This window comes from Candidatus Poribacteria bacterium (genome assembly GCA_026702755.1).
Taxonomy (GTDB): domain Bacteria; phylum Poribacteria; class WGA-4E; order WGA-4E; family WGA-3G; genus WGA-3G.
In genome coordinates, this window is sequence record JAPPBX010000048.1 from 1 (window position 1) to 24,535 (window position 24,535).

The 24,535-nt window shown below is 48.7% G+C and carries 19 protein-coding genes and 3 tRNA genes; 17 read left to right on the plus strand and 5 right to left on the minus strand.

Annotated elements, in window-relative coordinates; genetic code table 11:
- The 3 genes from OXH39_08935 to OXH39_08945 all read right to left on the minus strand — a co-directional run.
- A partial coding sequence (locus OXH39_08935) for a hypothetical protein (GenBank protein MCY3550574.1) occupies positions 1–396 on the minus strand: 396 nt, incomplete at its 3' end.
- A 259-nt stretch (positions 397–655) separates the two neighbouring features.
- Positions 656–973 carry a hypothetical protein gene (locus tag OXH39_08940; GenBank protein MCY3550575.1) on the minus strand — a complete coding sequence of 106 codons (318 nt, stop codon included), beginning with the start codon at positions 971–973 and terminating at the stop codon, positions 656–658.
- A 4-nt stretch (positions 974–977) separates the two neighbouring features.
- On the minus strand, positions 978–1,952 hold the full coding sequence (locus OXH39_08945; GenBank protein ID MCY3550576.1) for a hypothetical protein: 975 nt from the start codon (positions 1,950–1,952) through the stop codon (positions 978–980).
- 451 nt (positions 1,953–2,403) lie between these two features.
- Between OXH39_08945 and OXH39_08950 the strand changes: the two genes are divergently transcribed.
- Together OXH39_08950 and OXH39_08955 are read left to right on the plus strand one after the other, a co-directional pair.
- Positions 2,404–3,231 (plus strand): phytanoyl-CoA dioxygenase family protein, encoded by an 828-nt coding sequence (locus OXH39_08950; GenBank protein ID MCY3550577.1) that lies wholly within the window; start codon positions 2,404–2,406, stop codon positions 3,229–3,231.
- A gap of 30 nt (positions 3,232–3,261) precedes the next feature.
- Positions 3,262–4,494, plus strand: a complete 1,233-nt coding sequence (locus tag OXH39_08955) for an Npt1/Npt2 family nucleotide transporter (protein MCY3550578.1) — start codon at positions 3,262–3,264, stop codon at positions 4,492–4,494.
- 52 nt (positions 4,495–4,546) lie between these two features.
- Here OXH39_08955 and OXH39_08960 read toward each other — a convergent pair whose 3' ends face one another.
- Together OXH39_08960 and OXH39_08965 are read right to left on the minus strand one after the other, a co-directional pair.
- On the minus strand, positions 4,547–5,530 hold the full coding sequence (locus OXH39_08960; GenBank protein MCY3550579.1) for an alpha-ketoacid dehydrogenase subunit beta: 984 nt from the start codon (positions 5,528–5,530) through the stop codon (positions 4,547–4,549).
- Positions 5,531–5,574: 44 nt separating this feature from the next.
- Entirely contained in the window at positions 5,575–6,921 is a 1,347-nt protein-coding gene (locus OXH39_08965; protein ID MCY3550580.1) for an aspartate aminotransferase family protein, read from the minus strand.
- Between the two features lie 313 nt (positions 6,922–7,234).
- Between OXH39_08965 and argJ the strand changes: the two genes are divergently transcribed.
- From argJ to OXH39_09040, 15 genes are all read left to right on the plus strand, one after another.
- Positions 7,235–8,440, plus strand: coding sequence for a bifunctional glutamate N-acetyltransferase/amino-acid acetyltransferase ArgJ (argJ, locus tag OXH39_08970; GenBank protein MCY3550581.1), 1,206 nt, complete (start codon positions 7,235–7,237; stop codon positions 8,438–8,440).
- Between the two features lie 145 nt (positions 8,441–8,585).
- Positions 8,586–8,660 (plus strand) — tRNA-Gly (locus tag OXH39_08975).
- A 6-nt stretch (positions 8,661–8,666) separates the two neighbouring features.
- Positions 8,667–8,741 (plus strand) — tRNA-Cys (locus tag OXH39_08980).
- 15 nt (positions 8,742–8,756) lie between these two features.
- Positions 8,757–8,830: transfer RNA gene (locus OXH39_08985), tRNA-Val, on the plus strand.
- A gap of 233 nt (positions 8,831–9,063) precedes the next feature.
- Entirely contained in the window at positions 9,064–10,239 is a 1,176-nt protein-coding gene (locus OXH39_08990; GenBank protein MCY3550582.1) for a hypothetical protein, read from the plus strand.
- Positions 10,240–10,444: 205 nt separating this feature from the next.
- A complete protein-coding gene (gene thrS, locus OXH39_08995) occupies positions 10,445–12,232 on the plus strand; it encodes a threonine--tRNA ligase (protein ID MCY3550583.1) in 1,788 nt (595 codons plus the stop codon).
- A 137-nt stretch (positions 12,233–12,369) separates the two neighbouring features.
- Positions 12,370–13,002: a penicillin-binding protein activator LpoB gene (locus tag OXH39_09000; protein MCY3550584.1), complete on the plus strand. Its 633-nt coding sequence runs from the start codon at positions 12,370–12,372 to the stop codon at positions 13,000–13,002.
- Positions 13,003–13,077: 75 nt separating this feature from the next.
- Entirely contained in the window at positions 13,078–14,412 is a 1,335-nt protein-coding gene (locus OXH39_09005) for a hypothetical protein (GenBank protein MCY3550585.1), read from the plus strand.
- 31 nt (positions 14,413–14,443) lie between these two features.
- Positions 14,444–15,604 carry a cysteine desulfurase NifS gene (gene nifS, locus OXH39_09010; GenBank protein ID MCY3550586.1) on the plus strand — a complete coding sequence of 387 codons (1,161 nt, stop codon included), beginning with the start codon at positions 14,444–14,446 and terminating at the stop codon, positions 15,602–15,604.
- Positions 15,605–15,811: 207 nt separating this feature from the next.
- Complete coding sequence (locus OXH39_09015) at positions 15,812–16,966, plus strand: RNA-guided endonuclease TnpB family protein (protein ID MCY3550587.1); 1,155 nt, start codon at positions 15,812–15,814, stop codon at positions 16,964–16,966.
- Between the two features lie 346 nt (positions 16,967–17,312).
- Positions 17,313–18,779, plus strand: coding sequence for a DUF4159 domain-containing protein (locus OXH39_09020; protein ID MCY3550588.1), 1,467 nt, complete (start codon positions 17,313–17,315; stop codon positions 18,777–18,779).
- A 291-nt stretch (positions 18,780–19,070) separates the two neighbouring features.
- Positions 19,071–20,546, plus strand: a complete 1,476-nt coding sequence (locus OXH39_09025) for a DUF4159 domain-containing protein (protein ID MCY3550589.1) — start codon at positions 19,071–19,073, stop codon at positions 20,544–20,546.
- 163 nt (positions 20,547–20,709) lie between these two features.
- Complete coding sequence (locus OXH39_09030) at positions 20,710–22,173, plus strand: DUF4159 domain-containing protein (protein MCY3550590.1); 1,464 nt, start codon at positions 20,710–20,712, stop codon at positions 22,171–22,173.
- 125 nt (positions 22,174–22,298) lie between these two features.
- Complete coding sequence (locus tag OXH39_09035) at positions 22,299–23,375, plus strand: Ldh family oxidoreductase (protein MCY3550591.1); 1,077 nt, start codon at positions 22,299–22,301, stop codon at positions 23,373–23,375.
- A gap of 112 nt (positions 23,376–23,487) precedes the next feature.
- Positions 23,488–24,525, plus strand: coding sequence for an Ldh family oxidoreductase (locus OXH39_09040; GenBank protein ID MCY3550592.1), 1,038 nt, complete (start codon positions 23,488–23,490; stop codon positions 24,523–24,525).
- The last annotated feature ends 10 nt before the right edge of the window (positions 24,526–24,535 follow it).

A 24,535-nucleotide genomic window follows, 5' to 3' on the forward strand; every position in this document is an offset into this window, starting at 1 on the left:
ATCTTCAGTATCTGAATCGCCGAAGTAAGCAAACGCAAAAGGTTTGAAATGTTCATCCGCACATATAAAGAAGATTTCCTCCGGATTGATGTCTTGCTGGGATAAACCTTTCGCGACCTTACGTAGAATTTCTGAAAAGTCTGACTCACGTCTAAATCGAACGAGGAATGGTCTCCGATCTCCTAAAGTATCCTGAGAAAATCCTCTGAAGTCTTGACAATCTATGATATGTTCAGAGATAGACTGGTCAAGCCCAAGAAATGGAAGTGGCAAGGGAAGAGCAATCTGTGCAAGCGTTGCTTTTTCTGGAATGGGTAGGTCCAATTTCTCTTCCAAAAAGTGCATCAGCGTATCTTCATCACCGATGCATTGAATATCGTCTCGTGTTATTAACATTTAGGTCTCCTTTGTTGACAGTGCGTAATGCCTTGTTATCTGGCTCGACTTAGAATTTCACTATATCGCTTGTGAAGGTGGTTCTTGCATGATAGGGATGACGTAGCTCCGAATGGTGAAACCTTTGACAGTCTCCGTTTCTGTCCGGGGTGCTGGATTCTTCCGATGACGAACACAACATAGTATTACCCCGCTGCATCTCCAAAGGACCTCGAGTTTCAAAAGTTTTCATCACATCTTCTCGCGGACTTTAGTGTTTTTAATCAGAATTGTTGCTGGTCTGCCCTACGGTCTTTTTACGTTTGCGCCGCGTAAAGGAGATACCACCGAAGCCGCTGATAATCGCGATATAGAACCCAAGATCATACCACCACCCTGTGTTTTGAGGTTCATAGACACGGATATCTGGATTAAAAATTCCCCATATTAGTGAGATAGGGGCGATCCAGCCGTGCCAGATGCCCCAGAAAAAGCCAGCGGGTTTCTCGGTGGTGTGTTTGCCATCGCCGGGGACGCATCCTGCGGAAGTAATAAGTGTTATCAAAAGTAGTGTGCAGACGAATTTTTGGGTATTCATTCTTTTACTCCATATCAACAATAGCACGCGACAATGCCCAATCCAATCGTCGTCGATAGCATCCATCGCGGCGTATGCCCTTGAAGGCTGTTAGGAAAACATCGTGAGTTTTCTCTCGGATTTTTGCTAAGCGCGCATTGAGCATATCTACGTCCACACGCCACGGTACGCCAATTTTTGTGATGGAGCGGCAATGGACACGGATAGGATAGTCTTTTAGTTCTTCTGGTGGACAAAAGCGGATAGACGCAGAAACGGTGTTATCTATAGCAATGAGTCCAAGGTTTCCGTTCGGGTCATTGAACACAATGTTACGATTGCTGGAAGATTGAGGCAGGTGTGTCCGTAGTTCACGGAGTCCTCCGAGAAACTGATTGTTGCGCCATACCCTAACGTCCGATGTTACGTCCGGCGTAAACAGGGCGAGACCTACCGGATGCTCGGTATCTTCAAACATATAGAAGGTGTCTCTTGGTTTATTTTTTTTTATGGTTTCACCTTCTGTTTGTGGGACTAAGGAGATGAAATCGTGCAACCGTTGTCGGAACAGACCACTCCGAATGAACGCCTCTGGAATAATTGCTGCGACCCATCCACAGTGCACCAAGCACTGTTCAAGGGCATATTTGTAAAGGTCGTCGTAGCGGGTTGCTTTGGGAAAGGGTAAGCCGCGACGCGTTGCGGAATTGCGTGCCAGCCACGGTGGGTTGGTAATGCAAACATTGAATCCTTTAGGAAAATCCGCGAGCGTGTCACGTTGTACAATGCCTTCTGTGCCCGGCTCAATGTCAAAAAATGACCAATCGCGGCACTGCAGATGTGCTTCGTCAATCAACTGTGGAATGTCTTTAGCACCGGCAAAGGGTTCTAAAGCGATCTGTTGTTCCAGATTGGATGCCTTTGCCCATGTCTGGAACGGTTCCAACTGAAACGGGTTTCCGCGAGTATAATAGCGTCCGCTTGCTCGTTTTTCGTCCATTTTCTTACGTGTTTTTCTAATCGGTAGGTCTCTGTGGGTATGTCTGTTCTTCTGTCCAAAGGGGTTAGACAACTCATTTGCGAATACACTGTGTGCATTAATATAAACTTATTCCTCCTAAATGTCAAGTTGAATTTTCGTGTGAGCCAGCGTCATTGAGTGTCCAGTTTTCTGTCCGTTGGATAAAATAAGTCGGCATTTAGTAGAAGAATGCCGTTTTCAATTGACGTATTCGTTGTGTTTAGATATAATTGTCGGCAGTTTGGTTGTTGGTGTTAGTTGTCTGAATCAGGTGGTATCGAACACGCTCGGATCGCATGGAAGAAGCGGAACGGGCGAAGTATTACTTCCTTTAGCGGACCAGCAAAACAGAATTGACAGCCGAGACCAAATTTGGTATCATACCCACACTATAAACTTCTGACCCACGTAAAGAAACGAGGATCTTCTGATGCCGATTACGGATGCAATGCCGGAACTCAATCGAACACTTCAGTTTTTTCGTGTTGAAAACGACAATCCATCGACCTTAACGCATGCCCAAATTGAGCACTTCAACGAGAGAGGTTTTATTTCACCGTTGGATGTCTTTTCCGAAGCGGAGATGGCGGAACACCGCGCCTATTTCGATCAGCTCATGGAAAAGGCACTCGCGGCAGGGATGAATAGCTACTCCATCAACGGATGGCATACCACCTGCCCCGGTATTCACGATCTGATTACCGAAGGCAGAATTCTGGATTATGTGCAAGATCTACTGGGTGAAGTGCTTATCTGTTGGGGAACGCACTATTTCTGCAAGATGCCGGGTGATGTAAAGCAGGTGAGTTGGCATCAGGACGCTTCCTATTGGCCCCTTTCGCCAAGCAAGACTGTCACCGTATGGCTCGCGATTGATGATGCTGAGATTGAGAACGGTGCGATGACCGTCATTCCGAAATCACATTTACACGGGCAAATCGCATTTGAACCGAGCACCGCTGAGGAAAAGAATGTACTGGGTCAGACGGTGCACGGGGCTACACAATACGGGGACGCGCCTTTTCCGTTTGAGATGAAAGCCGGGCAGATGTCTTTGCATTCAGATTTGCTATTGCACGGTTCTGAACCGAACACTTCAGATCGACGGCGTTGCGGGTTGACGATGCGATTTGTACCGCCTGAGGTCCGCGCCTCAAACGATTGGAATCAACGCGCGATTGTCGCCAGAGGCAGCGATCCGAGTGGACATTGGGTCCACAACCCGCGTCCAGACGAGGATAGCATTCCGAAAAGGTAAAGAAATTTCTTGAAGGGACAACCCTACATAATGTTTCCACGACGACTTATTTTCGCCGCGATTGCGATCAGTAGTGCCGCCTGTTTTGTGCTATTCGGTTATGAATTTATCCGTTCTGTCTCCACTTCCTTGTTTGTTGATGCTTACGGTGCAGAAAACCTCCCACGCGGTATGATGGCGATCCCGCCGAGTATGATCGTACTGCTCTACGGTTACGGACGTTTACTCTCATGGCAGGGTGCGACGCGTGCTTTGGTAGTGACCTTGCTTTTTTCTGCCGCTTTGATCCTCTGGTGTTATACTGCGCTTTCCCGCGGCATGCATTTCGCTGCGGCGATTATCTATGTGTTCCGTGAAGCGTATATCGTGATTGTCATTGAGCAATTTTGGTCGTTTGTGAACAGTGTGCTGACAACTGAGCAGGCGAAGCGTATTAATGGACCCTTCTGCGCTGTCGCGTCTCTCGGTTCGTTCCTCGGTGGAACCCTTGTGAGTCAATTGGCAACTGTATTAGGCACTGAGGCGTTATTACTGTTCACAGCGGGGTCTCTCGTACCGACAGCGGTTCTCGGTGTAATGGCTTACAGGTTCGGCGGTGAACCCAAACCCAGCGAAGAAGAGACTGGTGGTAGACTCGGACACATTGGTATAAGAACCCTTTTTCGTTCCAAGTATCTGGTCTTTATCGGTGTGTTGATTATAAGCACACAAGTGGTGTCCACTGTGCTGGATCTTCGGTTCAATTTATTGGTGGAACTGGAGAGACCTGATAAGGATATGCGGACAGCATTTTACGGTTCGGTGTATGGAAATCTCGGACTTGCCGCTGGTATTTTGCAATTGGTGGTGGTGCCGCTCGCGCTTAGGTTTGTTGCCCTGCGTTACATTCATCTCGTTATTCCAATAGTTCACTTCGTCAGTAGTCTTATTCTGACACTTTCCCCGTCACTTCGGACAGGAACAGCGGCGTACGTGATTTTTAAAGCCTTAGATTACTCGGTTTTTCGGGCAGGGAAGGAATTGTTCTATATGCCGCTCTCGTACGACTCACGCTATCGCGCGAAGCAAGTTATTGATTCGTTTGGATACCGCTTCTCAAAAGGTGGGAGTGCAGGTGTGATTGAATTGGTAAAATTGGTTGTAAAGACGATTCCGGGTATTGCGTTCTCAATTACGGCGATGGTGGCGGCGATGGTGTGGACACCGGTCGTCTTGAGTTTGACGCGGGCGTATCAGAGGTTAGTAAACACGGAAGAGGTGTAATTTTCGGCTGCTGGCGCGCGAGCGAAACGCGCCAGTGCTTCACCGAATGCAATTAGATTTCATAACGGACGAGTTTCCTTGCGGCATCCGCAATTTGCTCGGCGTTCGGGATAACGAAATTCTCCATCACCGGTGCGAAGGGGACAGGCACGGGCATGGCTGCGACCCGCTCAATCGGTGCATCAAGATAGTCAAACGCCTCTCGCACGACAAGTGCGGCGATCTCCGCACCGAAACCAGCCCTACCGACTGCCTCGTGTGCAATGAGTAGCCGATTCGTTTTCCGAACAGAGTCGAAGATGCTCTCTTTGTCGAGCGGCATTAGCGTTCTCGGATCGATGATTTCGGCAGAGATCCCTTCCTCAGCAAGTGTATCTGCGGCGATGAGTGCGTTCAAGACCATCCGCGATGTCGCGAGAATTGTTATATCATCACCCTCACGTTTCACGTCCGCGACACCCAACGGAATTGTATACTCTTCGTCAGGGATTTCTCCCTCTTCTGTATAGAGGAGTTTATGCTCAATGAACATAATCGGATTGTCGTCTCGGATGGCAGTTTTCAGTAACCCTTTTGCATCGTAAGGTGTAGAGGGCATCACAACGAGCAAACCGGGGATGTGCACGAACCACGCTTCAAGGCTCTGTGCATGCTGCGCTGCGGAGGATCGACCGGCACCCCCCTGCGTCCGAATCACGAGTGGCACATCCAACTGCCCGCCGACCATATAACGAATCTTCGCGACCTGGTTCACGATCTGGTCCATACCCACCGCTGTGAAGTCGATGTACATCAACTCTGCGACGGGACGCATACCTGTGACCGCTGCACCGAGCGCAGTACCAATGATGGCGGCTTCCGAGATCGGCGTGTTTCGGATGCGGTCCTTTCCAAAATCTTGGAACAGTCCGTCTGTTACTTTATAAGCACCGCCGTACTCAGCGATGTCTTCACCCATCAGAAAGACGGCATCATCGCGTTCCATCTCTTCTACGAGTGCTTCCTTGAGCGCGTCCCGATACGTAATCGTCTTCATTCAATCTCCTTTACCTTTTGATAGCGTGCTATATGAATCCATCTTTAAAACGCGTTTTCCGCCTTCAACCATTCAAGCGTCTGTGCAAATGCTGCAACTGTTTTCGTGATGTCTTCCTCCGTATGCGCTGCCATCGTCATTCCACCGTTACTGGCGAGATCAACGCCGTTCAGCAACAGGCCACAGCGGAGACGCTCCAGCATATCTGGATCGCTGTTACCTTTCAGTTTCCGATAATCCCACGTGTGCGGATCGAAATCGGAGGCACGGACATCTTTTTCACCGTGTCCTATGAGCAGTCTAATCCCCGAAAATTCGCCGTAAACCACCCAGTCGAGTCCGTAGTCATCAATAACGCTGTTGAGCTCTGTGCGAAGTTGTGTTGCGATCCGATGCGCCTGCTTGTGCGGTTCGCCTGTTTTAATGATGTTGAGCATGGCGATCCCCGCGGCGGCAGAGAGTGGGTTCGCGTTGAAGGTGCCGGGGTGTGGCATTTTCAAGCCGTCGCGTTCTGATTTCATGGAGATCAATTCAAGGATCTCTTCTTTGCCAACAAGCGCGCCACCGGGGAGTCCACCCGCCAAAATCTTCGCCAGCGTTGTCATGTCTGGTGTGACGTTGTAATGTGCTTGCGCACCGCCGGGTGCGACCCGGAATCCGGTGATTACTTCATCGAAAATCAACAACACGTCGTGTGCTGCTGTCAGTTCACGCAGCTGCTTTAAAAATGTCCCGTCCGTCGGAACGATGCCGAAGGATGCGCCTGTCGGTTCGAGGATGACACAGGCGATGTCTTCGTCTGTTTTCAGCAGTGTCTCAACAGCGTCAATGTCGTTGGGTGGACATAGCAACGTTGTATCTTTTATCTCTTGTGGGATACCGGGAACACTCATATCGAAAGGTGGATATGCGCCTAAGATGAGGCTGTCGTGCCAACCGTGGAAATGTCCAGCGAATTTCAACACTTTATTTTTTCCTGTATAGGTCCGCGCAAGGCGGATTGCCATCAGTGTTGCTTCCGTGCCGGAACTAACGAATCGGACGCGTTCCGCTGAAGGAATTAACTGCGTCACGAGCGAACCCCATTCTAATTCCAATGGATGACATGCACCATAGTGTGTACCGCGTTGCATCTGTGTTGTTACGGCTTCCACGACTTCCGGTGGATTGTGTCCGAGGAGCAGTGCCCCGTGTCCCGCCCAGTAATCGATGAACTCCCTATCCTCAAGCCCCCACTTTTTTGAGCCTTCGGCACGGGTGATGTAAACCGGAAAGGGTGACATATACCGTCCATCGTGCGTTACGCCATCGGGAAACAGATGGTTCGCAGCGTCTGACATCTCTCTATCTTTTGCAAAAGTTTTTTGGTAGCGTTCTAAAATGGTGTGCATCTTTATTTCCTCGTCTTTTTTCAGTATTTGCGAATAATTATATCATACTTCCATTTTATTTGCTTTTTAATTTTACTTTTTTATTTTACCTTGCGGAGGAACAGCGTGCGTTCAACTCTCACATGCGTTTCTCAAATCCGTCCTCCACTACGTTACGGACTACAGGTTTGGAACTAAAGAACACCTTGATTTCGCCAGTCGTTCTGATAAGGGAGTACTGACAACTGACGACTGATAACTATTTTTTATCTTTTGACATTTCCTTCAAGACATAGTATAATTTTGCCCTACATCATTTCTCAAGGAGCGTTTCATGAAACAGATAGATGGCGGGATCACCGCGGTTTCGGGTATCCGGGCATCAGGTATCCATGCCGGAATTAAAGCAGCCGATGCAAAGGACGTAGCACTCATCGTTACCGATACGCCAGCGACCACCGCTGGAGTCTTCACAAAGAATAGCGTCACCGCTGCGCCAGTTCTTGTATGTCGCGAGCATCTCAGCGATGGACATGCACAAGCCGTTATTGTCAATAGCGGGAATGCCAACGCTTGCACCGGCGAGGTAGGCATGGCAAACGCACGACGGATGGCTGCCGCAACCGCCGAACAACTCGGTATAGATGCGAATCTCGTTCTCGTCTCCTCCACTGGCGTTATCGGACAGCAATTGCCAATGGACAAAATCGAAAGCGGGATCCAAGCCGCCGCGAGTGCTCTCAGCACCGAAGGTGGTGCCGATGCCGCGGAAGCGATTATGACGACCGATACGCATCCGAAATCTGTCGCCGTAGCGGTGGAGGTTGACGGTGTACCTGTGAAAATCGGTGGGATCGCCAAAGGGTCCGGTATGATCGCCCCCAATATGGCGACGATGCTCTCCTATCTGACCACGGATGTCCGAATCAGTGCCGAAATGCTCCAAACTGCCTTAAACCGCGTCGTAGATGATACCTACAATCTCTTGACGGTTGACACCGACCGCAGCACGAATGATACTGTGCTGATTCTCGCGACCGGTGTTGCTGATAACGCCAATATCGTTGCAACGGATGGAGAAGATTACGAAGCGTTTTGTGAGGGACTCCAGTTTGTCTGCACCGAGTTGGTAAAGATGCTCGCCCGTGATGGCGAAGGTGCAACGAAACTCGTTGAGGTGATCGTCAAACACGCCAAAAATCGGAGCGATGCTGAAAGCGCGGCGCGTGCAGTTGCGGAGTCGCCACTCGTTAAAACTGCCGTTTTTGCCAACGATGCCAATTGGGGGCGAATCATGATGGCGATTGGAAAATCGGGAGCGGAATTTGACCCGTATCAGGTGGATGTCTATCTTGCCGATTATCGACTCGTCGAAAACGGAATGGACGCTGGTTACGATGAAGACAAAGCCACCGCGCTGTTCGCCCAGGATCCAGTGCGGATCACGATTGATCTTCGCGCTGGGGACACTGAGATAACGATGTGGACCTGCGATTATTCCTACGATTATATTCGGATTAATGCGGATTACCGCACTTAGTCTGTTGGTACGTCTCGGTGGTGTCAAAAATTTTTGACAAAAAATCAAATTTTTGCTATTTTAATTTGACATTTAAAAGCAAATATATTAAACTATATATGCTTTGAAGATGTGTACTCTCTTCTGCGCAAATTATCAATATTATGCGGGAGTAGCTCAGTGGTAGAGCTCCACCTTGCCAAGGTGGAGGTCGCGAGTTCAAATCTCGTCTCCCGCTCCATCTTTTGGTGGCGTAGCCAAGTGGTAAGGCCAGAGTCTGCAAAACTCTTATTCGTCGGTTCGATTCCGACCGCCACCTCCATTCTTTTCTCTAAACGGGCGATTAGCTCAGGTGGCTAGAGCGTTTGCTTGACATGCAAGAGGTCGCTGGTTCAAGTCCAGCATCGCCCATCCTTCCACAATTCTTGCTCCAACGGATGTCCGCTGCGAAGTTCCCTCAAAACTGCACCGCTTTGTGCATTTTTTTAGATTGGTTTGCCCTTTTTCGTGCAATTCAACGACTGTAAAGCCGGTTTTATCGCTCTATTGAGCGTGTTTTCATTGGCATAGAAATTGCATCATATTTCTTATGAATAATAGTTGTAGAAATATCATTGGGTCAGTCTTTGCCAAGGAGTGAAACAGTGCGAACAATTTTTGCCAGATCAACTTTTGTTTTTGTGATTGTGCCGCTAATTGTCATTATTAATATGGGATGCGGTTTGGGCGTTTTCAAACAAAGCCGAGAAACTGCAATTCCCGTAAAAACACAAGGGAGTACTTTCATTGTTGTAGATACTACGGATGTGAAAAATCCGATAGTTGCGAGTTCTATTCCGCTGCCGTTCCGTGTCGGTTCAAACAACAACGTTGTCTTTTCAGGGCAGTACGCTTATATTACGACAACGCAACACCTACACGTCATTGAACTATCTGCCCCTCAGTATCCATCTTATGTAACATCTCTGGCGTTCTCTGATGAAATTGGCAAGGCACGCGTAGTTGGAGATCAGGTCTATATAGCGAGTCGTTATAAACTTTATGTTGTCAATGTCTCAAATCCGAATCGTCCAGTACTGCGATCTATCGTACGCTTAAACCACACAAACAAAATCAAAGATTTTGATGTTCATGAATCTTACCTATATGTTATGGATACCAATGACTATCTGCATATTTTTCATTTAGCAAAGGAGAACGCTCAATTCGTTGACGCTGTTGCCCTACCGCAATTCTGGTTTTTAGGGCTTATACCCAAGGGACCTACAGTAAAACCGATTCATAGAGCCAAGTCTTGGCAGGTCCTACTTGCCTATCAAAATGGGAACTTCTTGGAGTTATGTGGTGATAGATATGATAAACTCCGATTTTCAAAGGATTATCTGGTATTTGCTAACTATAGAGACTCAAACCCGTATATTACAATTGTCTGGCCAAGATCACGCTACGTGCGGCGTGGCGGCATGCTTGAACATTACGACGTGACGGGAAACTGTCTCGCGCATCTCTACACGGTCAATCTCGGAAAACGTACAGATGTGTATGCCGCTAACGCAGGAAATGTACTTTTGGTCGCTCAAGATCAGTGGAGTCATCTGATATCCGCTAAAGATAAAGTGGGAGCCCTCACAGATTTTCAGATTTCAGGTGATCTGCTTTACACATCAAACGCGAACGGATTCTTCTCTATTATTGATCTTGTTGAAGGTCACACGGATCGTTTTTTATCGGTCGCCCGCCTTGGAACATTACATCCAATGAGTATAGCCGTTGGTGAGAACTACACCGGTGTGTTATGTGATTCGGACGATTTGAAATAGCGAAGTCCTTTATACCGTAAACCTCATCGTCAATCGAATAAAACCCTCCAAAAACTAAGCGGTTTGACTTGACAGGTTTTTTAATTGGCATTTCCGCCTTATATCGTGTAGAATTATTTCGTAAACGGAGTCCGAAAAAGGACGTTAAATCTATTAAGACCAATTTTGAAACCTACACGAATGGACATATAGAGAGTAAACCGCAATGCGTGAACCCAATCAACCTGAAGATTACGAACAACGCCTACGCCATTCGACCGCGCATATCATGGCGTATGCCGTACAAAAACTATTTCCAGATGGCGAACGTACCGTTAAACTCGCAATCGGACCGCCGATTGAAAACGAGTTCTATTACGATATGGAGGTGCCACGCCCGATTACACCCGACGATTTCCCCGAAATCGAAAAGCACATGAAGGCGATGATTAAATCCAATGTGCCTTTTGAACACGAAACCTGGACCTACGATGATGCCCGTGAATGGTTCGGTGAACGAGACCAAAAATTCAAACTTGAATTAATAGACGGAATCTCTGACCGGGAAGTTAGTGCGAGCGATGAGGGTGTTGCCGACGAAGGTGTCTCTATCTATCACAACGGTGATTTCACAGACTTATGTAAAGGACCACACGTTGAAAAAACAGGCGAATGCCGATATTTCAAACTGCTCCGCGTTTCAGGAGCCTATTGGCGCGGTGATAGCAATCGCGAGCAGTTGCAACGAATTTACGGCACCGCATGGGAGACTAAAGCCGACCTTCAGGCATACTTAACACAACGCGAAGAAGCCGCCAAACGCGACCATCGCAAACTCGGACGTGAGTTGGAACTCTTTCAGATGCATCCCGAATCTCCCGGCAGTGCGTTTTGGCTCCCCAAAGGCGCGTTTATCTATAATCTCCTGTCTGAGAAAGTGCGGAAACTCTATCTCAGCGAAGGCTATCAAGAGGTACGGACACCTCTTATCTACGATAGTAGTCTCTGGGAAACTTCTGGGCATTGGGAACACTATAAAGACGACATGTTCCTCGTCGAAAGCGATGATGGTGAATCAGTAAGTGCGCTCAAACCGATGAACTGTCCGGCGCACATGCTCATTTATAAAAGCACACGCCACAGTTACCGAGACCTGCCCTACCGCCTACACGACCAAGGCGTATTGCATCGCAACGAAGCCACAGGTACACTGACTGGCTTATCGCGCGTCCGCCAAATGTGTCAGGATGACGCTCACAACTTTGTCACCGAAGACCAGATTGCGGATGAATACGAGCGCATTCTTGGACTCTTCCAACGCATTTATGGCACTTTCGATTTACCGTTCCGATGTGATTTGAGTACACGAAACCCGGAGAAGTTTATGGGCGATGTGGAGGTCTGGGATCGCGCGGAAACAATTCTTAAGGATGTGTTAAAAAACAATCAGGTTGAGCACACTATTGATCCCGGCGAGGCAGCATTCTACGGTCCCAAACTCGATTTTCAAGTGCGGGATTCACTGAACCGAGATGTGCAGTGTGCTACCGTGCAACTCGATTTCCAACTGCCCGAACGGTTTGATCTCGTTTATGTCGCACCGGACGGGTCTGAAAAGCGTCCCGTGGTTATCCATCGTGCGATTTGTGGAAGTTTTGAACGCTTCATCGCGATGCTGATTGAGCATTATGCCGGAGCCTTTCCGACATGGCTCTCTCCGGTCCAATGTGTTGTGATGACGATCAGCCAACGCTTCGTTGCCTACGGCAAAGAGGTCGAGCAGCTTCTCTCGCAAAAAGGGTGTCGTGTTGCGTTGGATAACAGCGACGACAAGATTGGCGCGAAGATTCGCCAAGCCCGCTTGCAGCGTGTTCCATATATGCTAATTATTGGTGGACGCGAGGAGGAGAGTCGCACCGTCAGCGTTCGCAGTCGAGATGAAGGCGACATCGGTGCAATGGCACTTGACACCTTCGTTGACAAAATCGTTCAGGAAGCCGACTTAGATTTTTAATTGGCAATCAGCCATCAGCAGTCAGCGATCAGAAAGAGAACCTTGTGGTGGTTATCGTAAACATTCCTGCCATACTGTGCCCTGCTGACAACCGAATGCTGATGGCTGAGAACTATTCGCAAAAAGGAGCATTTCTAATGGATAAAATTTTGACAGTCAAGCCTATCGTTTATAGCCTTACAATTTGCGCCTTCCTCACCGGAATAATAGTTTTTAGCGGTTGCAGTTCTTCTAAACAAGTTACCCGTGTTGCTGCCGACACCACGATTGATCTGTCTGGACGTTGGAATGACACAGATTCTCGCATGGTTGCTAATAAGATTATTGGCGATTGCTTAAATCACCCGTGGATAAACGATCACGGTATAAATACCGGTGGGAAACCGGTTGTGATTGTAGGCGGCATCCGTAATAAAAGCATGGAACATATCCCTGTCGCTACATTTATAACCGATATTGAGCGCGCCTTCATTAATTCGGGGAAGGTCCGCACTGTATCAAGTTCGAGTGAACGTAGTGAGATTCGCGAAGAACGCGCCGACCAAGGAGAATTCGCTGCACTCGAAACCGTTAAACGGATGGGACGCGAACTCGGTGCCGACTACATGATGACAGGTGAAATCAATACGATTGAGGACCGTGAGGGCGGCGATCAGGTCGTCTTCTATCAAACAGATCTCACGTTGACAAACATTGAGACGAACGAGAAGATTTGGATCGGTCAGGAGAAGATTAAGAAGTTCGTTGGACGAGGCAAGTTTAAAATGTAAAACGTTCGCGATGCGTCTGTTGGGGCGGGTCCCCGTGCCTGCCCGCTATTATTCGCTTCATATTTACGGAGACCGATGATCAAAACACTCCCTTTTCTGCTTATTATTTCCCTGATGATAGGGTGTGGCGGCTATAAATTTCAAGAAGTCATAGAACCACTGGAGAGTGGACAGCCAGAAAGTGCCTACACCTATCTTCAGAAACACGCACCGAAAACACCGGATATTCCATACCAGTTTGAATTGGGGTTGGTCGCCCATTACGCCAACCATTTTACGGAAAGCAATGCAGCACTTGACATAGCCGGAGATATTGCAGAGGACCGTTATACGAAAAGTGTTTCAAAAGAGTTAGGTTCCTTGGTCACCTCCGACAAATTACGTCCTTATTCTGGTACGCAGTATGAACGGCTGCTAAGCCACTATTATCGTGCGCTCAATTATGTCTATCAAGGTCAGTTAGATGGCGCATTGGTAGAGTGCCGCCGTGCCACGAATCTCATTAACTACTTCAAGGGTGAAGACGAGAAGTATGATTTCTTCGGCACTGGTTTTTTGGCATACCTTTCTGGCGTATTATTTGAAGCCACTGGTGAGTGGAATGATGCCTTGATTTCTTACAAGCAAGCCGCCGAATACTATAAAAACGCCTCAGAAAAAACCGGCGTGGAAACACCAAAAGACATCGGAAACGCACTGGTCCGATTGACACGCAGGCTTGGGTTTGCTGATGAGTTTGAGCGTTACCAGCAGCAATATGGTGAACTTCCACCACGTCCTGAAAATACCGGCGAGTTGATTCTCTTTTATGAAAGCGGCTACGTCCCTGCCAAAACTGAAGAGTCTTTGACGTTTCCGATCCTGAAAAAAGATGATGTGGAAGATGAAAAGTTTGTTCCTACGCTGATAGGACGCCAAGGAATGGTCTTTGAGGATGTCGAATTGGAATATCTCCTGCGGGTCGCGATTCCGACAATTAGTTCCCATCGTCCGCGCTTCGCAGGAATCAAAATAGCAGTAGGACAAGATCAAAAGACAGGCGTGCTTGTAGAAGATGTGGAAACCATCGCAATAGAAACCTTCAATGCACAACGTCCTCTCATTCTCTTGCGAACTTTAGCACGTGCCTTAGGGAAATACCTACTGACTCGACAGGCAAATAAGAAACACGAAGCTTTAGGTCTCCTTACGAATCTCGCGGGCGTTTTAACAGAGCAGGCGGATACGCGTTCTTGGCGAACACTGCCGAATCAGATTTTTATGGTGCGGATGCCGCTCCCCGCAGGCACGCATACACTCAATCTCTCATTTTTAGATGCAAATGGACGGGTCCGCGGAAGTCAGTCCGTGCCGGACATTAAGATTGATGCAAATCGGATAACCTTTTGGAATCATCGAACTTATGAGTGATCCTCTTTGAATCGTAATTTGGACAAAAAACATGGAACGGATTTATTTAGATTACAACGCCACAACACCACTCCATCCGGAAGTCCGGGACGCGATGATGCCCTATCTTACCGAGGCATTCGGCAACGGCTCCAGTATCCACGCTTATGGGCGGGAGGCACGCACTGCGATTGACACCGCACGCGAACAGGTCGCGGAACTTATCGGTGCCAAAAGTCCGAGTGAGATTGTTTTCACTGGGAGCGGTACCGAAGCAGATAACCACGCCATCAAAGGGTTGACCGAGTTGCAAAAGAGCCGCGGCGCAGGCAACCATATTATCACCTCCTCTGTAGAACATCACGCTGTCTTGCATACCTGTCAATATTTGGAACAGTGCGGTTTTGAGGTAACTTATCTTCCCGTAGATAGGTATGGACGAATTGATATTGAGCAGCTCCGCGAGGCGATCCGCGACACGACGGTGCTGATCTCCATCATGCACGTCAACAACGAGAATGGTACTGTCCAGCCGCTTGAAAAGATATGTGAAATCGCTCAGGAACACGAGATCCCTCTCCACACCGATGCCGTGCAATCGGTTGGAAAGTTGGAGATGAACGTCCAAGCACTCGGCGTGAATCTCTTGGCGTTTTCTGGGCACAAGATTTACGCGCCCAAGGGTATTGGTGTCCTCTATATCCGCCGCGGCACTCGGTTGGCGAACCTCGTCCACGGGGGTTCGCATGAACGCAACCGACGTGCCGGATCCGAAAACGTCCCTGCTATCGTAGGGCTTGGTGCTGCTGCTGATCTTGCGAAACAGGAGCAGCGTACCTACGCACAGCATCTTGACTCATTAACCCAGCAATTGCGCGAAGGATTGGATACACACATTGATCGGTTACACTACAATGGACACCCCGACCACTGTGCACCCGGCACGCTTAACGTCTCCTTTGAAAATGTGGAGGGCGAAAGCCTCATCTTACGCTTGGATATGGAAGGCATCTGTGTCTCAACGGGTTCGGCGTGTACTTCCGGCTCTATGGAGCCGTCGCATGTCCTCGCCGCACTCGGTTTACCGCCACGTTTAGCACAAGGCACCGTCCGTTTTTCGCTCGGTAGAAACACAACCGAAGCCGAGATTGACGCGGTTATTGCCAAACTACCAAAAGTCATCCAGCAGATGCGTACACTATATAGAGGATAGATTTTCCATCAATCTTCGGGCAGGAGACCCCATGCTTTAGCTTGGGGAGGAATGCCCACACCTATATTTTTTTTCTTGATATTGGTTCAAGATGTAATATGATGATAGTATCACGTTGAAAACCAGCAAGACGAGCATAGTCTCTCGGAAACCATGTGCTGGTTTCCTCCCACTTGTCAGGGATAAACGCGTGATACGTGCGACTCCATGAAAAAGAAACGAAAAAGAAAACAGCACCGCAGAGTGTATAAATATCAGATACGCGAACACCCACAAAGTATGCGTCTTGGCAACATGCTTGACGACTTGTGTGATGTGCATAACCATTTTCTCAAACTTGAGAACCGCTATTACCGTATCTATGGTAAGTATGCGGGGCGTTATCGGTTGCAGCCCCATTTGACACATTTGCTCCAACGCACACACCAACATTGGGCATGGATACCGCGCGACACCCTTGACGCTGTGATTATTCGTCTGCACCTTGCTTGGGAAAGTTTTTTTGACATACCAGGTTGTGGTCGTCCAAAGTTTAAGCGTAAAGGTCGTTATCGTTCCGCCAAGTTTCAAACTGCCTATCTTCTTGAAGAAGGTCGTGTGCGTATTTCGTTCAAAGAATGGGACGAATCGACACAAACATTTAAGTTCAATAAACGCTGGTTCTCTTTCCACCAGCACCGTGAATGGCAGGGGAAGGTCTGCTATATCCAAATCCTTCGCGATGCTGCTGGCACTTACTATCTGTATATCGTGACAGATGACAATTCGAGAGAAATCTTGCCTGCTACAGGTGAAAGCGTAGGAGCAGATTTCGGTATAGATACATACTTGACCCTTAACACGGGTGAGAAAATACAACACCCACAACCTTTGAAACAATCCTTGAACGAACTCCGAAAACGCAACAAAGCACTCAGCCGAAAAGTCAAAGGTTCTAACAATTGGTGGCGTGCTGTCGGTGAACTTGCGAGACTGTATCGGCATATTGCTAACCAACGCAAAGACTGGCACTACAAACTTGCGACAGATCTTTGCCGAAGGTTTGACTTTATCGCGACCGAGACGCTGAACCTTGAAGGTATGAAACGGCTTTGGGGACGTAAAGTCTCTGACCTTTCGTTTGGACAGTTTGTTGACATATTGAAGTTCAAGTGTTTCAAACATAATCGCGAGTTCCGTCAAGTCGGGCAGTGGACCCCTACAACAAAACCGTGTTCGGATTGCGGGTATCACAACAAAAATCTTTCTCTTTCAGATAGGCAGTGGACATGTCCGGAATGTGGTTCATACCACGACCGCGACATAAACGCTGCGATAAACATTTTACGGGCTGCTCGTGGTCCCGTTGTGGAGACGGTGTAAGACGATTGACGCGTTTGCGAAAACCGCTACCGTCTACGAAGCACAAGCCCCTGCCTTTAGGCAGTGGGTGCCTTGACTCTCACCCAACCGAGGTAAGTACGGTTTCCAACTGGGATTCCTGCTCGTTACTGGCGAAGAGGTGCCGTTCTTCCAACTGGTAACACCTCTTCACTTTGATTTGACTGCAGCCCCTTTTTGTATATTTTAAAAATACGATTGTTCATTTTTTGTGCAGCTTGCCTCGTTGAATCTACACATTTCCCGCGAATTCGGCGTATTCAACATTGGCACGAAAATTGCTACTACCTTCATATCAACAGTTTTACGTTTTGGAGGTAAGGACATAATGAACAGAAAAGTAACCTCGCATGCTTTAATGATTGCATTGATGTGTCACGTTATTATTGCTTTTGTTGTCGGAATCTATCTGCTCGGACAGACGAGAGAGTTTAAGGATCTGATAGGTATCGAAATCCTGGAACTGAAGGAACGACCGACACCTAAGGTGGCGACGTATGTCGTGAAACCTTCCATTAAACCGAGTATTCCGATGCAAAGCACTGTCATTGAACAGATTCAGATGCAGCCCCGTGTGGAGACGATACCTCCTCGCGAGTCTCGGTTCCAGCCACAGACAGGCCTGAAATTTTCGAGCCAAACCGTTAAAGTAAAGCCCCCAACAGATCCGAACGTCCCGAAAGTAAACACCTTGAATCCGAGGGTGCCAACAAGTGTGATACACGGTGAGGTGTTGATGTTAGATGCACCTGATGCTTTGGCATTTTCTGCACCTGTGGTAACAGCCCTTTCCGTTCAAGCGAGAAACGTCAACCGCGGTATTGCAGGACAGTTAAAAGTCACCCTTGAACGTCCACCGGGTCTGACAATGGTTGAGAACGTTGGTGCTGCACGCGATGCGCTTGACGATGTCGTCAAGAACGTTACGCTTTCCAAGTATGTTGTCCCACCGCTACCGAATGGGGAACCAGGGGGGCGCGTGATTGGCAAAGGCAGAGACATCCAAGGCGTATTTCGTTTTACACGCATCCGACACACGCTCTCTGACTGGTGGGCGGATGCTTCTGCGCTCAACTCATTGACGCAATGGCTCAATGAACGCACCAAAATTAAAGCCGATATGAACGTTGAAGGCGGCGCATTGAAACTCAACGATGCCAGCCTCTTCAAAACGCCGCTCGTTTTTATGACCGGACATGATCCAGCAGTTGTCCGATCTCGCGATCTCCACCGAAAAAATTATGGTGCTGGTAGAATAGATGGTCGTTTCTCTGACAACGAAGCAGCAGGACTGCGTCGCTATCTCGTCGAAAAAGGTGGGCTCCTCGTCTTTGACGACTGCGGTGTAGAGGCACCTGCACAGGCGATGACTCGCCTCTTCCTGGCGCAGATGCGATACATTATGCCTGAATATCACATTGGGCGCATTTCCAACGATCACGAAGTCTATAATAACTTCTATGGGATGGGTGGACCTCCGATCGGATATGACATCTTCTGGTGGGGCACACGTCCACCGAAACGGAACTACCTCGAAGGTATCTCCATCGGTGGCAAACTCTCCGTTATCGTTATCCGTCGTGACTACATGTGCTCAATGGAGTCTATCAGTCTCCCTGTGCGTAGTGTTCACTATTCACCTGGTGTCTTTCGTTTCATGACAAACGTTGTAGTATACGCGTTGACACACGGCGCGATTTCCGACTACTCCGGTTATGTCCCGAAGGATTTATTACGTGAAAAGGAACTTCCGACGCGTCCACCTGCTGCCGCGAGGGTTGGTAGTTTCGAGTAGCATCTTTACCTTCCAGCGCGTCCAAGTTTCCTTGAAGGAACTAAAAAGTAGGTTGGGTTGAACGCAGTGAAACCCAACTTATTCTCTAATTTCACACTGCCCTCGTAATTCCAAGTCTTACCGTACTTGCCATAGTTCCACTGAAGGTTGCCCTTTTTTGTGCAATCTGATGCCCCCTTCCGTGCAATTTAACCCGTTTAAGCCACGAATTACCGCAGATTCAGCGTTGTTTGCATTGGCACAGAAATTGCATTTACCTCTAACAACGATTATTTTTGGAGGTAATAACGAATGCGTACGAAAAGAACCTCAGGTGCCTTGTTGACTTCTTTGGGACTTCACCTTGTGTTAGCGTTTGTTGCTGGTCTTTATCTGATTGCTCAAACGCCTCATTTCCAAGAATTCATAGGTGTTGAAGTACTCAAACAGCAAGCACCACCGAAACCTACGGTACGGAAACTTATTGTGAGATCTTTTACGAAACCGACTGTTCCGACGCAAAATACAATTGTTGTTGAACAGGCGCCAGTGAAACCCCGTGTAACAACCGTCTTCGGTGATAAGGATATTTTCCGACCCCAGACAGTGCTTGGGGTTTCAAATCAGACTGTCAAAGTCGAAGCACCAATCAATCCAAATGTGCCGAAAGTGGTCGCCCCGAATGCGTCAGTCCCACCAACTGTAACACATACAGATGTTCCAGTTTCAAACGCTCCCGATGCCTTGGCGTTCTTTGCTCCTGTGGCAAGTGTCCCAGCTGGACCGGCTAATATTGGTCGTGGTGTTGCTGGCACTGCAGTTCAGGTAAAGATTGCTTTTGAGCATCCACCTGGACTTGCGATGGTCGAATATGTTGGTGCCGTAAATAGCAGTATTGATCATGTTAATAGAAGAATAAATCTTGGTTCTGACGAAGTGCCACCTGCTCCCAGGGGTGAGCCGCATGGCCACGTTATCGGAAGAGGGAAAGACATCCGTGGTGTATTCCGTTTCACACGGGTCAAACATAGTCTCTCTGACTGGTGGGCGGATGCTTCTTCCTTGAACGCGTTAACCAAGTGGCTCAACGAGCGAACGAAAATCAAAACCGACATGAATGTTGAAGGTGGCGCAGTGAAGCTCACCGATGCCAACCTCTTCAAAATGCCGCTCGCCTTTATGACAGGACATGATCCAGCACTTGTCCGTTCTCGAAACCTCCTTGGACGGCAATATGGTGGTGGTAAACTGGATGGCCGTCTCAGTGAGGCTGCGGCTGCGGGGCTGCGTCGGTACCTTGTTGAGAAAGGTGGATTCCTTGTCTTTGACGACTGTGGTGTGAATGCACCTGCACAGGGGATGGTTCGTCTGTTTCTCGCACAGATGCGTTATGTGATGCCTGAGCATCAGGTTGAGCGGATCCCAAATGATCACGAAGTTTATAACAACTTCTATGAAATGGGGGGTCCTCCCGTCGGCTTCGACATCTTCTGGTGGGGCACACGTCCACCGAAACGGAATTATCTTGAAGGTATCTCTGTTGGGGATAAGTTGTCTGTTATCGTTGTCCGTCGCGACTATATGTGCTCGATGGAAGCCGTGAGTCTCCCGACGCGTCCTGTTCACTATTCACCGGGTGTATATCGTTTCATGACGAATGTTGTGGTGTATGCGTTGACACACGGTCAGATTTCTGACTACTCTGGTTATGTGCCGGAGAATAAGTTAGCGAAGACAGAGCTCCCGACACGCGCCCCTCAAGCCGCAAGAGTCGGTAATTTTGAATAGCGTTTTGTGTCTAAGAGCAGTTAAAAACTGTTCACTTTATCCAAGGTTGTTCAGTTATCTACCGCTGGTAACTGAACAACTCTATTAGGATTGGCATCAAAATTATATTTGTCTCGATAAGTTTATCTTTTCGAGGAAGTTTATCTTTTCGAGGTGATGACGAATGCGTGAGAAAATAACTTCAGGTGCGTTAATAACTTCGTTGGTCCTTCATCTTATCATCGCTTTTGTTGCTGGTATCTATCTTGTCACACAGACTGAACGGTTTAAAGACTTGATGGGCATTGAAGTGCTCCAACCCGAAGAGCCACCGAAACCTATGATTGGGCGGTCTCTTGTAAAACCCGCTGTTAAGCCGACTGTTCCAACACGAAAAATTGTCATTGAGCAGATTCAGGTGCCACCACGTTTGGATACTGTGTTTCTCCGTGAACCGACGTTCCGATCGCAGAAGGTACTTGGGTTTTCGTACCAAACCGTCAGAGTAAAACCGCCAATAGATCCAAACAGACTGAAAGTAGTTACGCCGAACCGGGCAGTGCCAACAGATGTGATACATGCTGATTTACTCGTGTCAGATGCCCCAGATGCCTTAGCATTTTCCGCGCCTGTGATAACGGTACCTTCCGCACGAACGAAAGATGTTGTCCGTGGTATCGCAGGACATTTGAAGGCCACTCTTGAGCATCCACCGGGACTCTCAATGGTTGAAAATGTCGGTGCTGCACGCGATGCGCTCGGCGATGTCGTCGAAAACATTACCCTTTCCAGTTATGTCGTACCACCTCTTCCCAAAGGCGAACCGGGTGGACGCGTCATCGGTAAAGGTAGGGACATCCACGGTGTGTTCCGTTTTGCTCGCGTCCGGCATGAACTTTCTGACTGGTGGGCAGATGCTTCTGCACTCAACGCCCTGACGCAATGGCTCAACGAACGCACGAAAATCAAAACCGATATGAACGTTGAGGGAGGCGCGGTGAAACTCAACGATGCAAACCTCTTCAAGACACCGCTCGCCTTTATGACAGGACATGATCCGGGGCTCGTCCGTTCTCGGAAGATGTATGGATGGAAGTATGGTACCGGTAGAATAGATGGTCGCCTCAGCGAGTCTGAAGCCGCTGGTATGCGTCGCTATCTCGTTGAAAAAGGCGGCTTTCTCGTCTTTGACGACTGTGGTGTGAATGCTCCTATGCAGGCAATGGTTCGCCTTTTTCTCTCACAGATGCGTTACGTCATGCCTGAATATCAAGTTGAACGGATCTCCAACAACCACGAAATTTACAATAACTTCTATGGGATGGGGGGTCCTCCAGTCGGTTTTGACATCTTCTGGTGGGGCACACGTCCACCGAAACGGAACTACCTTGAAGGTATCTCTGTTGGTGAGAAGTTGTCCGTTGTTGTCCGTCGCGATTACATGTGCGCGATGGAGACTGTCAGTTACCCGACGCGTAGTGTCCACTATTCGCCAGGAGTCTACCGTTTCATGACGAATGTGGTAGTGTATGCGTTGACGCACGGCTCGATTCCTGACTATTCCGGTTATGTGCCGGAAGACTTATTACTTGAAAAAGAACTTCCGACGCGTCCACCTGCCGCTGCGAGGGTTGGCAGTTTTGAATAGCGTTTCTCCGGTAGCAACAATTCCCTTTTCCTCTTGACAAAAAAGACATATTCCATACAATAGGATGCATTGTTTCCAGAATCTATCACACTGCTAACTAAATTTATATCTAAAGGACCCACATAATGGAAAAAACGCATCTACTTCAGGCACCACACCTCCATGCGATTGCACGCAATATCTTCGTTGCCGCCGGTGCATCGCGGCACATTGCAGAGGATGTCGCCGAAATCCTTGTTAACGCCAACCTCGCCGGACACGATTCACACGGTGTGCTACGTGTACCTGCTTATCTACGCGGCATTGATGATGGACACTTGAATCCTGCCGCTGAACCCGAAGTCCTCGCGGAAACCCCTAATACTTTACGTGTTGATGCGCAACGTGGATTTGGACACTATGTCTCGCGTTGGTCAATTAGCAAAGCCATTGAGAAAGCAAAAACTGCTGTCTCCTGCTCTGTCAGCATCAGCAACATTGGACATATCGGACGATTGGGCGAATATGCAGAGGCAGCGGCGAAGTCCGGATGTATTGGACTTATCAGCGTAGGATCAGGTGGTAAAGGTGGGGGGCCGACGGTGCCTTATGGTGGTTCGCAAGGCACTTTCAGCACAAACCCAATTGCCTTGGGGGTGCCAACCGGCGATGACAGTCCTTTTATCGTTGATTATGCCACGAGTATGATTGCTGAGGGGAAGATCCAGGTCGCGCGGAGCAAAGGTATCGACTTACCGGAGGGCTGCATCCTTGATAAAGAGGGGATGCCGAGTGTCAAACCCGCCGACTTCTACGATGGTGGTGCACTCCTTGCATTTGGGAAACATAAAGGTTATGCTCTTGCTATGTTCACTTGTCTCCTTGGTGGATTGGCTGGGACATTTGACACAGAAAGTGGCAGAATGGGTGGCACTTTCATGCAAGCCATTGATGTCAACGCTTTCACACCGGTTGATGAATATCAGAGAGGTGTCCGTGCCTTCTTAGACGGCATCAAATCCACACCACCGGCACCGGGCTTTGATGAGGTATTGGTTCCTGGTGATTTTGAGCACCGGTTCCGCACACAGCGATTGGTGGAAGGGATTGAGATACCCGATACTATCTACAATCAACTTCAGGAAGCTGCAGACAAATTGGGCGTTTCCATCGGCGAGGAAACCATTGAGGAAGACGACAAGGCACACTATGGTACGCTTTAGAAACGGCAGTCAGCAGTCAGTAATCAGCAGAGAGAATGGAAGCATGGAAGACGGGCACCTAACCTTCCTGCCTTCCTACCTTCCAACCAAACGCCGCAAGGGAAATTAAAAAATGGAAAGGCACATATTTGAAGCCGCACACCTTCAGGCATTTACAAATAACCTATTTGTGGCGGCAGGCACACCGCAGCACATCGCCGATAACGTTGCCGAGATTTTGATAAAAGCCAATCTTGCTGGGCACGATTCGCACGGTGTGCTTCGTATCCCCTCCTACCTTGACGGGATTGAAAACGGTGGTATCCGTCCGGCTGCTGAGCCAGACGTACTACGGGAAACCGATGAGACGCTTCATATTGATGGTGGGAACGGCTTCGGACACTACACCGCTCGCTATGCAATTCGGCGCGCAATCGAAAAAGCAAAAGTTGGACGCACCTGTTTCGCGACACTCACCCAGACGGGGCATATCGGCAGGGTTGGGGAATACGCACAAGAAGCCGCTGAATCGGGTTGTATCGGAATGATTACCGTCGGTGGTGGTTCAAAAGGCGGCGGACGTATTCTTCCGTTCGGCGGTGCAGTTGGTGCACTCGGCACGAATCCGATCGCTATCGGTGTCCCGACAGGCGATGACACACCCTTTCTCATTGATTTCGCAACCAGTATGATCGCAAACGGTAAAAGTTACGTTGCTGACAGCGAAAATCGCGATCTGCCAGAGGGATGTGTTGTTGACAAACATGGGAACCCCACCGTCAAAACTGCTGAGTACCGCGATGGTGGACATCTCCTCGCTTTCGGCAGGCACAAAGGTTATGCGCTATCTCTCTTCGTCTGTTTGCTCGGTGGGTTGGGAGGGACCTTCAACATTGACGCTGGACAGATAGGTGGTCTCTATATGCAGGTGATTGATGTCAATGCGTTTACACCCCTTGAGAAGTATCAAGAAGGGGTCCGCGCTTTTTTGGATGCGATCAAGACGACACCCCCTGCCCCCGGTTTTGATGAAGTGTTGGTGCCCGGTGATTTTGAAGTCAATACTCGAACCCATCGCCTCGCAAACGGTATTGATGTCCCAGATACCATCTATCAGCAGCTGCGCGAGTGTGCTGAAAAGTGGAATGTTCCTATGGTAGAAACCCGGTGATTCGGCTATA